9 protein-coding genes are annotated in these 12,177 nt (G+C 45.5%); 4 read left to right on the forward strand and 5 right to left on the reverse strand.

Annotation, left to right across the window (positions count from 1 at the left end):
- Positions 1-28 precede the first annotated feature (28 nt).
- Positions 29-1,204: a TraB/GumN family protein gene (locus tag GWP43_RS00555; RefSeq protein WP_162662008.1), complete on the reverse strand. Its 1,176-nt coding sequence runs from the start codon at positions 1,202-1,204 to the stop codon at positions 29-31.
- 9 nt (positions 1,205-1,213) lie between these two features.
- Positions 1,214-2,452 (reverse strand): tetratricopeptide repeat protein, encoded by a 1,239-nt coding sequence (locus GWP43_RS00560; protein ID WP_230977792.1) that lies wholly within the window; start codon positions 2,450-2,452, stop codon positions 1,214-1,216.
- Positions 2,453-2,897: 445 nt separating this feature from the next.
- Between GWP43_RS00560 and GWP43_RS00565 the strand changes: the two genes are divergently transcribed.
- A complete protein-coding gene (locus tag GWP43_RS00565; RefSeq protein ID WP_162662009.1) occupies positions 2,898-4,895 on the forward strand; it encodes a hypothetical protein in 1,998 nt (665 codons plus the stop codon).
- A gap of 43 nt (positions 4,896-4,938) precedes the next feature.
- Here GWP43_RS00565 and GWP43_RS00570 read toward each other — a convergent pair whose 3' ends face one another.
- The 3 genes from GWP43_RS00570 to fusA all read right to left on the reverse strand — a co-directional run bounded on the left by GWP43_RS00570 (position 4,939) and on the right by fusA (position 9,073).
- Positions 4,939-5,997: a hypothetical protein gene (locus GWP43_RS00570; protein WP_162661900.1), complete on the reverse strand. Its 1,059-nt coding sequence runs from the start codon at positions 5,995-5,997 to the stop codon at positions 4,939-4,941.
- 291 nt (positions 5,998-6,288) lie between these two features.
- The gene (locus tag GWP43_RS00575) at positions 6,289-6,972 is read right to left on the reverse strand and encodes a hypothetical protein (RefSeq protein WP_162662010.1); all 684 of its coding nucleotides are present in this window, start codon (positions 6,970-6,972) and stop codon (positions 6,289-6,291) included.
- A 10-nt stretch (positions 6,973-6,982) separates the two neighbouring features.
- Positions 6,983-9,073 (reverse strand): elongation factor G, encoded by a 2,091-nt coding sequence (gene fusA / locus GWP43_RS00580; protein WP_162662011.1) that lies wholly within the window; start codon positions 9,071-9,073, stop codon positions 6,983-6,985.
- Positions 9,074-9,274: 201 nt separating this feature from the next.
- Between fusA and GWP43_RS00585 the strand changes: the two genes are divergently transcribed.
- From GWP43_RS00585 to GWP43_RS00595, 3 genes are all read left to right on the forward strand, one after another.
- Positions 9,275-10,252 (forward strand): helix-turn-helix domain-containing protein, encoded by a 978-nt coding sequence (locus GWP43_RS00585; protein ID WP_162662012.1) that lies wholly within the window; start codon positions 9,275-9,277, stop codon positions 10,250-10,252.
- A 626-nt stretch (positions 10,253-10,878) separates the two neighbouring features.
- The gene (locus GWP43_RS00590; RefSeq protein ID WP_162662013.1) at positions 10,879-11,496 is read left to right on the forward strand and encodes an MptD family putative ECF transporter S component; all 618 of its coding nucleotides are present in this window, start codon (positions 10,879-10,881) and stop codon (positions 11,494-11,496) included.
- A 5-nt stretch (positions 11,497-11,501) separates the two neighbouring features.
- Complete coding sequence (locus tag GWP43_RS00595) at positions 11,502-12,167, forward strand: energy-coupling factor transporter transmembrane component T family protein (protein ID WP_162662014.1); 666 nt, start codon at positions 11,502-11,504, stop codon at positions 12,165-12,167.
- Positions 12,168-12,177 lie beyond the last annotated feature (10 nt).

The raw sequence follows: 12,177 nt of genomic DNA on the forward strand, positions 1-12,177 counted from the left end.
CTCCACGGCAATCGTACCGGACGCTTCCTTATAATAAGCCGCTTACCAGTGCGGGGACTGCGATAAAGTTACCGATTGCTCCGCCGAGGCTGGATAAAAGGAAGATCAGCAGGATGTGCGCTATTTTGTTTTTATACCATCCCTTGATGCTCGTTACATCGGTGGTTAGGTTCTCCATGTCGGCGACCTGCGGTTTCCGCACCCATGCTTGAACAATGCCGGTAAATAAGCCGACTCCGATAAACGGGTTAAGGGTTGCGAGCGGGGCGCCTAAGAAGCCGGTGATGATGCTTAACGGATGACCAAGCGCGAGCAGTGTTCCGAGTGCGGCAAGGCTTCCGTTCCAGAGCAGCCAGCGTACCAGCAACGCGCTTGACGCTGCGACGCCGCCTTTCATAAATCCCGCTGCAATAAGCAGTACAATCAGCGCCGGTAATATCCAGCCGGAAATTTTTGCAAAACCGCTTTTCGGCGGTACATCCGCAATATCGCTTACATCGTTCGGCGCTGTTCCGCTTTGCAGTTTTTCAAGATAGGCGGCGGTGCCTTCGAGGTGTCCCGCGCCTAAAACCGCAACGGTTTTCTTTCCCGCCGCATTCCATATTTTTGTCGCCAAATAGCGATCGCGCTCGTCGATGAGGGCTTCCTTTACCTGCGGCAAATATTCCGCCATTTCCGTCATCATGCTGTCCATTTCGCTTTTGTCTTTCAGCGCTTCAATTTCATCCGCGCTGAGTTTTTCGGTAGAAAAAGCGCTGCTAAGCAGCGTTGCCAAAAGCTTCGACTTACCCCACAAGTTGTTCTTTGCCCATGCCCGTTTGAGCGTGATGTGAATCGGACGGTCAACAAGCTCCGTTTTAATCGAAAGTTCTTTTGCGGCGGTAATAGCCGCCTTCATTTCATCCCCCGGCTTAACCCCGACATCGGCGCCGATCCGTTTCTGAAAAGCAGCAAGCACGAGATTAGCAAGCAGCAAAAAACCTTTTCCGGTTTTCAGCACTTCGACAATATCGAGTTCCTGCCACCGCTTTTCATCGGTAAGCGCTTTGTATCGCTGTTCATCCAATTCTACACAAACGCAGTCGGGGTGTTCATCGCGAATACATCGCTCAACATCATCGATGCTTTCTTTTGAAATATGCGCCGTTCCAAGTAGGATGATTTCTTTATCATTTAAAGTAATGCGTTTCAATGTTTGATTCATAGACTTATCCTATTTTTTTGTAGAGGTATCAGGATTTGTAGTGAGTTCACTTATTGCAAGTCGATATTCAAAAAAGGTCGGGGTTGGGGTAGTCTTAATTTCGAGCAGGAACTTTTCGGCAAGATGACCTTTTCCTGCAAGTCGGTAGAATTCGGCTAAATAGAAGAACTTGCGTAAGCGCTCCGTTTCGTCCTTTTCTTTTGTAATACGATTATTGGCATCGCTATCGCCGGCAAAGTCGACAAAAAGGCGGCAAAGATAGTAATCGGTTTCGCGCTTTGTACGGTCTATCGTTTTAAGATATTTTGACATAAAGTCTTTTGCTTCCGCTTTTTTATTCAGTTTATAGCTGCATACCGTTGCGGATAACGCATAATAGGTATTCGTAGGAGCATAGCGCAGGGCATTCACAAAGGCCGCGCGAGCGCCTTCCCAATCGTTTTTTTCAAACAATAAAATCCCGAGTCCTTCATACGCATAATAATATTGCGGGTAGAGTTCGGTTACTTTTTTGTAGTGCTTTATCGCGTCTTCTTTGTTGCCGAGGTCGTCATTTAATCCTGCAAGGTAAATATGAACAAAATAGGAATCGGGGACAAGTTCGATTGCACGCTTAAAAGCCGCACGGGCTTCTTCTTTTCTCCCTATTTGTAGATTATAAGAACCGAGATCCGTCCAATGCGGAGCGGCATCGGGTTCCAATTCGGTTGCTTTTTGTATATCCGCAATAGCTTCCGCCATACGATTTGTCTCCGATTTTATCCGCGCCAATTCGGCAATTGCAAGGCTGTTCTTCGGCTGATACTTCAAGACTGTTGTGTAGCATTGCTCCGCCTCCGGCATCTTGTTATCTAAATAATAAACCTTTCCACACCAAATAAGCGCTTGAATATCATTCGGATGTTTTTGCAAAATTTTGTTGAATATCTTTCCTGCTTCTTTATAGCTTCTCTGATCGTATAAATCGACGCCCTCTTCTTGTAATGCCTGTATGTTATCGGGATCGAGTTTTAATATCTTTTTTAAATATGTTCTTCGCATTTTTTTGTCGTTTTTTGCTTGAGCAACCATTGTCATGGTATACAGTACATTGAGGTCGCTGGGATATTGCTTTTCCAATGCTTTTGCCGTTGCTTCCGCATCCTTTATCCGTCCGGTTGAAATGAGTACGGCTACCTTTAAATTCCGTATGGAAAGAGAAGCTCTGTCTTCTTCGGGTAAAGTGTCAAAAAAGTGCGATAGCTTCATCCCATTTTTGCTCGCTTAACAATGCACTTAATTGTTGTCCGAATATGACTCGCGGTGGAATTTCCTCCTTAGCTTCCGCCTTATTGTCGGAGCGTGCGGATTTTTCGGTCCCTTGCCGATTGGATTGTGTATGAGGCTTTGCTCCCTGTGCGCTCAAACAGAAAAGCATACCGATTATAAGGTAGATACATACGGTTTTTTTTTTGAAATACTTCTATACAAATGTTTCATGAAGACTCCTACGGAACGGTGATTAACTAAAACTAAAGAAACTGCTCAAAGCCTTTCGCTTTTGCATAACCCCGCTAGTCTACCCAAGTTTTCCAATCTGGTCTAGCGGTTATGTTAAACGGTTTCAACAGCAGTATATCATAAGAAAACTTTCCGTCAGCCGTGGCGGTTTTACTGTTGCAATTATTATCCCCTTTTATTAGACTAACAGCGTATGAAGCATATTGCAGGTAGAATAGTTGCATATACCGTCCTTTATTGTAGTGTTATTTTCGGTATTTTTGTTCTTCAGTTTACCAAAGGGCAAACTTTTTCTTTAACGTTAGGGTCTATGACCGTTACGGGCAGGCAGGAACGTGCCGAGTCGGGCAAAATGATTCCTCTTTTACCCCTTCATGTCGTCTCGAATGGGCTGAATTTATATATCAGTGAGCAAAATCCCGTGTATGCCGTGGACGAAGGGGATATCACTTCTGCGTTGCGCGTTTTGGCATATCAATTTTATGAGGCGGAAGCGCGATTTTCGGTACATTGTTCGGATGATGTTGTTATTTCATTTTTTTCAGAAAGACGCGGCGATGTTGACAGCCTCATGGTCGAAGCTGTACTTCCCGAAGGAATAAAAAGAATATTGCTCCCATGGAAGATTACTCAAAATGCCGGTATTGAACGTGCAGACGGTAAGATTTTTGTGCGTTCCGGTAAAAAACAGTATACGTTTACCGGCAGTTTCGGTTTTGACACGGATGGAGAGGATACGGCGGCACAGTTCGAAGAACCTCATTTGGTGCTTGCCAAGGGGCAACCGTTTGCCTCTTACAAAACCTATTTGCCGCTTGAAGAATTGGATATCACAACCATCCCATCGATGGTACAGGCTTCTGCGGAATCTTATACGGCAGCGCTTAATAGTTTTTCCTCGGCGGTTGTTCATGCAGGGACGCAGGCACTTTCGTCTAAACGGATAACGGAGAAAACGTTGATAGCATATATTGCCGAGATGGGGCAGCGCGGTAAATTTGCCGGAACGATGGAAACAGCCCCTGCTCAAACGCTTGCACGAAACGTACGGACATACCTTTCAAATCCTTTTTATGATAATGTGCAGGAAACTCATGTAGGATTGATTGCCGACGATGCAAAAAAAAGGGAACGGTACGCCGCGCTTATCACGGATAATTCGCTTGAAATTTTTGAACAAGACGGCTTAATACCGTTTTTAACCGACCGCGGCTCTAAGCGCAGCATAGAAGGTTTATTCCGGTTGATAGAGAAGATGGATGTTGCACAACTTAATGCACGGCAGGCTGCGGGCGTGTTGGAAGTATGGCTCGATTGTACGCATTACTACCCCGAACGGAAAACGTTGTTTGAAGATTTGCTGCCAGTGTGCGAGAAAAAAATTACCGATGCTCTGTTGTTGATCGATGAAGGGTTGTACTTGAGTAATGACGGTACGTATATCGACAGCGTTGCCGCTTTAGCTTCTGCACGGATATTGATGCGATACGGAACGGAGCAATCTTCGGTATGGCAATCCGTTGCACGAATGCTGGTAACTTCTTTATTAAGATACTCAGGTGAATCGGCCGGGTTGCCCGTAGGACTTACCGTAACCGGCAGTAAATCGACACAGTTGGTAATTACGGCCGATGACAGTGATGTACTGGATGTCGGCACGCTCTATCCTCTGCTGAAGCCGGATAACAGTTGGTATCCCCATGCCCAGTCACTTGCTTTACAGGCGGAGGCCGGTATTTGGGCATGGACATGCGCACAGAACATCGAGGTTTTAGAAAACACTTCAAAAACCTTAGTATTACGAATCCGATTCCCGGAAGGGCAATCTCACTATCTTACCTTGCACGGTATTAGGCCTTTCTACCGGATAGAAATGTATGGCATCCCCTTTAGAAGCGATGCTCGCTTCGAGATGTATAATTCTTCGGGCTATGCGTACAATGCCGGCAGCAAAACGTTATACTTAAAGATGAGACATAAAAGCGAATACGAAACCATACGCCTTTTGCTCGGTTCGGCTCCGCAGGAGTCTGCTTCCGTGCGGCCGGCACCGCCTGCTACCGTTTCAAATACAAGCACCGGCGCCGCTCCTTCTACGGAGGCAGCATCCTCTAACCAAGCGGCGGGCACAACCGGGACTGCTTCGGTACCACAACCGGAAAATCCCGCTCAACCGGATAATGCAGAGTAAACCTGTTCCGAGACTTCCGTTTCGGAACAGACAACCTAGGGCTTTATTCCGTCCATGTATATGAAGCAACAGAGCTAAAGGCGCTTGTATTATCATCTGTTTTATTGCCGTCGGCGCTTTTTACCCAGAAATAATACGTTGTACCGGAAACAAGCTTGTGGATATCTGCATACACTTTTTTTGAATTGCTGTCCACAGAGTCAAGTTTTTTTGCCGCCGCCTTATCGTTTGTGGTTCCCCAGTATACATGATACCAAGCGCTTCCGGTGGAATTCCACGTAAGTTTTATTCCTGAATATTCTCCGGCGCCCTCTTTTGAAGCGGTAAGATTTGCCGGTACCGGTAAATCTTGGTGCGTTAACGTACAACTGACACCATTGCTGAAGTCGCTTGTCTGGTCGGTATTGTTATAACCGTCGGCGCTTTTCACCCAGAAATAATATGTACCGGAAGCCGAAAAACTCTTAGAATAACTTGTTGATGAAACCGTATCGCTTAATAATATGGCAGATGCCGTGTTATTGGTTGTCCCATAATAAACCCAGTAGTATTTTGCTCCGGTTGTAGTCCAGCTCACCGTAATCGTATTGAGCTTTTCCGTGGAAAGCTCCGCTTGTACGTTCGCCGGTACTTGAAGTGTCGTGTAGGTAAACGATAATGAGGCAACATTACTGAAGCTGCTCAAACTGCTTGAGGATGTAAAATCGTCGGCAGCCCTTAGCCAAAAATAGTAGGTACCTGTCTCCGATAACGTGGTGGAATACTTTGATGAAAACGTATAATCAGTCAAAACTTTTGCTGTAGATGAATCGTTACTTGTGTTGTAATACACCCAGTAAGTTTTTGCGCCGGTATCTGTCCACGAAATAGTTATGCCATTAACCGTGTTACTGTCAAGTTCAGCCTTTACATCCGTCGGCGCATACACCCCTTTTGCAGTTGGTGTTCGTGTTGGATTATTAACGGGTCCGTTACATCCAATAACGGCACAGAGTAATAAAATAGCGCTTATAATGGAGATGTATTTTTTTACTCTGTTATTGGCAGTTTGGATATCCGCAGGATGATTTTTTCCTGCCGGACGTTTTGTCGTATTCGGCATTTTTGCCCTCCTCTTTTGTTAAGGTGTTCCAAACGATGGAGTTGGTTCATGTTTAGAACTTCTCTTCCATAATACCCCAAAAAAAAAAGAGTCAAGAGGAAAACAAAAATGGACGGGGCAAACGCATCAGACATTTTTTAACAACCCCGCAGCAGAAGAGAGGCTGCTCAACCAGAGTTGAACTGTTGGTTCAAATGGTCACTGCATAAAAAAAGCCCTGCCGATATAATCGACAGGGCTTTTCGATAGCCTTTATGGCCTCGGTGCGCTTAGCTGGAGCTATAAGGAAAATTATTTTTCCGCTAACAACATCGTTTTGGTATCAAGCTTGCAGCCGGTATCAAAGTCTGCTTTGCCACGGGCTTTTAGCGCATAGATTTTAACTGCTTCCGGTGCGGGTTCCAAATACAGGATAACATCAAGATCATTAGCATACGGTTTCAGATCAGGGTGGATAACCTTTTCGCGTACGTCTGCGGAAGCTGTATACCAAACGAACATGCCGGTCTCTTTTGCAAAAGCTTTTATTTGCTGGATCGCTTCAGGTACCGCTTTTGAAAAATCAAAATCGTCGATCATCAGTGCGGAAGGTTTGGAACCGATTTCAAATAGTGCTTTTACGGTTTTGATAATCTGGGTTGTACGCACGATATCTTGGTTAAAATTCAGCACGATGCGCCGTGCGATAACCTCAGATTTTAATTCGGCAGCTTTTTCAAGGTGTTTTTTCTCAGCTGTTTCGTCGAACATATTGTTATACCATGTAATGGCATAATCGGTTTGCTGACTGAACGAGATATGTACAATCGGTTTACCTTGCAGCAACTGATCCAATCCGAGCTGAACCAGCATGGAAGTTTTTCCAACGCCTCTTTTAGCCGTTACAATGCCGATTTCTCCCGGCTGTAACGCCCCTCCGAGCGCTTTTTCAAAATTACGAACAGCGCTGCGTTCGATTAAATCCTCTTTAACCATTTCCCGCCTCCTATTTTTGTTGTTCCGCTTTGCGTTTTTCTTCATACGCTTTAATTAATGCTTCCGTAACACTCTGGGGAGCTTTGCCGTACTTCGCAAATTCCATTGAGTATTCAGCTTTACCCTGCGTTGAAGAGCGCAAAATGGTTGAAAAACCGAACATTTCGCTTAACGGGACTTCCGCATCGACACGGGTAAACTGTTCATCCTCAGTGGATGCTAATATTATACCACGACGTTGGTTAATAAGTCCAAAGATATTTCCTTGGAATTCCTGCGGGCCTTCAATAGAAACCTTCATAATCGGTTCAAGCACAATCGGATTGGCTTTTTTATACGCTTCGCGGAAAGCGCCGATAGCTGCAGCTTGGAATGCCATATCGGAAGAGTCTACCGGGTGTGTTTGACCGTCGTTGATGGTAACCCGCACGCCGACAATCGGGAAGCCAATCAGCGTGCCCTTCTTAACGGCCGCTCTAAAGCCCTTATCGCAAGACGGAATAAATTCCGAAGGAATGGCGCCGCCCTTAATCTGATCGACAAACTCGTAGTCTTGCTCGGAGGTAGGTTCGATAAAGCCTGCAACACGGCCGAACTGACCGGAACCGCCCGTCTGCTTTTTATGGGTGTAGTTAAAGTCCGCACGCTGGCTGATCGCTTCGCGGTAGGCAACCTGCGGCATACCGGTTTCTACCTCGCACTTGTATTCGCGGCGCATTCGTTCAATGTATACATCCAAGTGGAGTTCGCCCATACCCTGAATAATCGTTTCGTTCGATTCGGGGTCTACATACGTGCGGAACGTGGGGTCTTCTTTGGTAAAGCGGTTCAACGCCTTGCCCATTTGGTCGGCGGATTTCTTATCTTTGGGGGTAACCGACAGCGAAATAACCGGATCCGGCACAAACATAGAGCTCATCGCGTAGTTAAGGTCTCCGCCGCAGAACGTATCGCCTGATGCGCATTCGATACCGAAGAGCGCGACGATGTCTCCCGGGCCGCCTTCGGTAATATCTTCCATTTCGGCGGAGTTCATACGGACAAGACGTCCGACCTTAAACTTTTTACGTGAACGGGTATTGTACAGTTCGCCGCCCTTTTTTAGCGTTCCCTGATAGATACGCACATACGTCAACTGACCGTATTTTCCGTCTTCCAGCTTAAAGCCGAGTGAAACAACCGGATCGTCAGGGTTGGAAGTCAATACAACCGGCTCTTCGTTTTTATCCAAATTGAGTGCCTTGTTGGTAATCTCCGTCGGATTGGGCAAGTAGTACGTTACAGCATCGAGCAATGGCTGGATACCTTTGTTTTTATAGGCTGAACCGAGGAACACCGGTACAAAAGCTTCTTTTAACGTACCGGCGCGTACCGCTGCACGGATCATCTCTTCCGTTTCGGCTCCTTCGAGGTATGCTTCCGCAAGCTCATCGGAGAACATGGAAGCTGCATCAATCATTTCTTCGCGGTACTTTTTTGCTTCATCCAAAAGATGAGCAGGAATTTCGGCAACACGGAGTTCGGTACCGCTGTCTCCTTCAAAATACAGCGCTTTCATCGTTACGAGGTCGATAACGCCTTCAAGTTTATCTTCAAGTCCGATCGGGAGCTGCATCATATAGGCGTTCAAGCCGAGCTTTTCGCGCAGCTGCATCCGTACCTTTAACGGGTTGGCGCCGGTTCTATCGCACTTGTTGACAAAGGCGATACGCGGGACATGGTAGCGTTTCAACTGGCGGTCAACGGTGATAGATTGAGACTGTACGCCGGCAACGGAACACAGTACCAAAATAGCACCATCCAAAACGCGCAGGGAACGCTCAACCTCGATGGTAAAGTCGACGTGTCCGGGAGTGTCGATAACGTTAATGGTGTGATCTTTCCATTTTACCTGTGTCGATGCGGACTGAATGGTGATACCGCGCTCCCGTTCCAATTCCATATTGTCCATAACGGCGCCGACACCGTCTTTTCCGCGTACCTCATGAATGGTATGAATACGGTCGCAATAAAACAAGATACGCTCTGAAAGGGTTGTTTTTCCCGAATCGATATGCGCACTTATACCGATATTTCTCATTTTTGAAATATCACTACTCATAATTCTTCTACCTCATTTCTATAGATTTCTACGTCAAAAAACCGGCAGTTAAAAAATATCAATTTTCGTAAACTGCCTATAAGCAAGATTATAAATTATACAGGAAACGGTTTTTGATTGCAAGAGTAAAGTTTTTTAAATTCATTTTTTATTGACATATATAGAGATTGTATATACTCTTAAAAAAATTGAAGGCCTAATATGAACTCTTGTGTACACGCAAACGAATGGCACGGGACACGCGCCGCTATTGTATCTAATACCAACTCGGTAACGGAATACGCTATTGCCTGCGATACACCGAACGGGCGTATGAAAACCTTTCATTTATTCCCGGGGATCGATTATGCACTTACAACTTTTGAAGCGACCTCATGTGATTACCGAAAAGAGCCGGTGTCGAATATTCTGGAAATAGCCTATTGCAAATCAGGCAGGTTTGAATGCGAATATAAAAGCGGTTACTTTACATATATCGGGGAAGGTGATTTTGCCATCGGTGTTTTGGAAGCTCAAACGGAAAAGCCTTATTTCCCGTTAGGATATTACACCGGCTGTACAATCATTATCGATGTCAAAAAGACAGGCACGGTTTTTCAGAATACTATCGAAGGCATATCCATTGACCTAGTGGCACTACTGCAAAACTATTGTCCCGACAATAAATGCGCGGTTATTAAAACACCGCCAATGCTGCTCCGTATATTCAATGAATTATATGAAGCATCTCAAGAGTGCCGCTTTCCCTCTGATACAACAAACGGCTACCTGCGGCTGAAAGTTTTAGAGCTGTTGTTTTTATTGCAGCACTATAAACCGCAAAAGCAGTCTGCGGCACACACCTGTTTTTCAGGAGTATATATAAAAAAGATAAAAGCGATTAAAGCTGATATTACGGAACACTGGAGCGAAAATCCGCGGTTAAAAGATTTGTCGCAAAAATACGGCATCGGTTTAACGGTAATGAAAGACTGTTTTAAGGCGGTATACGGAAAACCGATTTATGCTTTCCAAAAAGAATACAAAATGCAAAAGGCGGCGCAGTTATTACACACTACGGAAAAATCGATTACGGAAATTGCCTCCCTAATTGGATACGAAAACCCGAATAAGTTTTCTTCCGCTTTTAAGAATACATTCGGATATTCTCCGCGGGAATACCGGCAGGATAATTTATAATTGATACTTTGTAATGGTAATTATTTTGGGCGTTCCGGTTCCCGTCGGGCTTTACGCTTATAGCTTTTTGCTGCGTTTGTATCATTTCAGCAGTGTTTCTCCTCACGTCGAAAACTGCATTTGACTGCTTTCGGCAGCAAAAAGGCTATCGCTGCAATCCCTAACGCCTCTGTCTGGAACTACCGCCATCCATGGCGGTTATGAATGTACACGGATGTTCATTCTTTGTCGTGCCTGCGTGTGTTTTTTGTGCGCTCCTAACATCTGTACCATCTATTTCAAAAGGCTAACGGAAGGTTTATCTTCAAGCCTCTCTTCTGTGCGAAATTTTGCATAAAATTTCGCACATTTTTCCATCAAAGGGGTAAACGCATCAGGCAGAATAGATAAAAATCGCGGAAAAATTGAGACAGTGAGACCATTTGAACCGCGAAGAGGTTCAACTCTGGTCGAATAGTCTCAATTTTTCTGCGGGGATATTAAAAAAACAGCCTGATGCGTTTACCCTGGCCAATTTTCACGGCTTTTCGGATAGGTTTTGGCTGAATGGAGTGGAAAACAGCTGTTCATTGCCGCTATAGTATTCTCTTGAGTTAGCAGGTGCTAACTCAAGAGGAGGAACTAATATGGAAGTAAAAACAGACGGTTCGGCACGGTTGCGGTTAAAGGATATTATCACGCTTTCGATTTTTAATATTGCGATGCTGGTGATTATGGTTATCGTTAAGATGGTTATGACAATAGCGGCAACGCCTGCGCTCGATTACCTTTTTTACGTCGGCGTGATGGCTTTTTTCTGCGCACCGCTCTACATTGTTATGTCAAACAAAACAGCAAAACACGGAACATTCCTTGTAACGGCAATTTTTTGCGGATTGATGATGGCTGCGTTCGGTTCGGCATGGTTTTCTGCAGTGATGCTTGTAGTAGGGCTCATCTGCGAGCTTTTGATGCTGGGCAATAATACCTACAAAAATCCGGTGCGGAACGGTATCGGCTATGTGGTATATTGGACGCTGTACGCATGGGGTAGTGCAATTCCGCTATTCTTTTTTAAGGACTGGTACTTAAAGAGCTTAGGTGATTCATATACCGAAGAAGGCAAGCAAGTATTGATTCGCTTTTACGGTTCGCTCGATATGATGCTGCTTATCGGGTTGATTTCAGCGGCACTTGCGGCTGTAGGATTTTGGGTCGGTATGCTGTTTTCCAAAAAACATATTCAAAAAGCAAAGTTAGCGTAAAGTCAGTGCGGAATCTCGACCCTCGAACACACCTTGCTATTGTGCTGTGTGCCACGGCCGTTTGGTTTTTCTACGAGCGGATCGGACAAATGCATTGCCTGTGCCTGCTGGCAGGCTGTTATCTGCTGCAGGTAAAAGAAGTACGGACTGCGTGGCGTTTGTGCTTGTTCTATACTATTCTCCAAGTACTTGCCCGGATCTGTGCGCCGCATACAGCGCTGCTCTACGTGATTCTTCACACCTTTGCCCGCTCAATTCCGCTCGTGATGTTTGCTGCCGCCATTGTAAAAAGCAATCCGAGTAGGCTGATGGCAAGCTGGCAAAGCCTGCATATTCCTAAGTCCGTGACGATTATGCTCTGCATGATGATGCGCTTTTTTCCGGTACTGCGGAAAGAGATGGCGGCGATTCGGGAGGGGATTAAGGCACGGGGATTGTTTCCTCATTGGCATGATTATGTCCGTCATCCGGTTATTGTGTATGAAAGTTTTTTTGTACCGTTTACCGTTCGCTGTTTAAAGCTGTCGGCGGAATTGGGAGCAGCGGCTGAGCTGCGCGGCTTGGATGCTCCCCAAAAACGAAGCAGCATGTATGCCATTCCGCTGTCTGTCTACGACTACCTTACGGTTGGACTATACGGTACCGCAATGGTTCTCATTGCCATTGTGTGAAATACGGTTG

It is taken from the genome of Treponema vincentii, from assembly GCF_010365865.1.
In the GTDB taxonomy this organism is placed as follows: domain Bacteria; phylum Spirochaetota; class Spirochaetia; order Treponematales; family Treponemataceae; genus Treponema.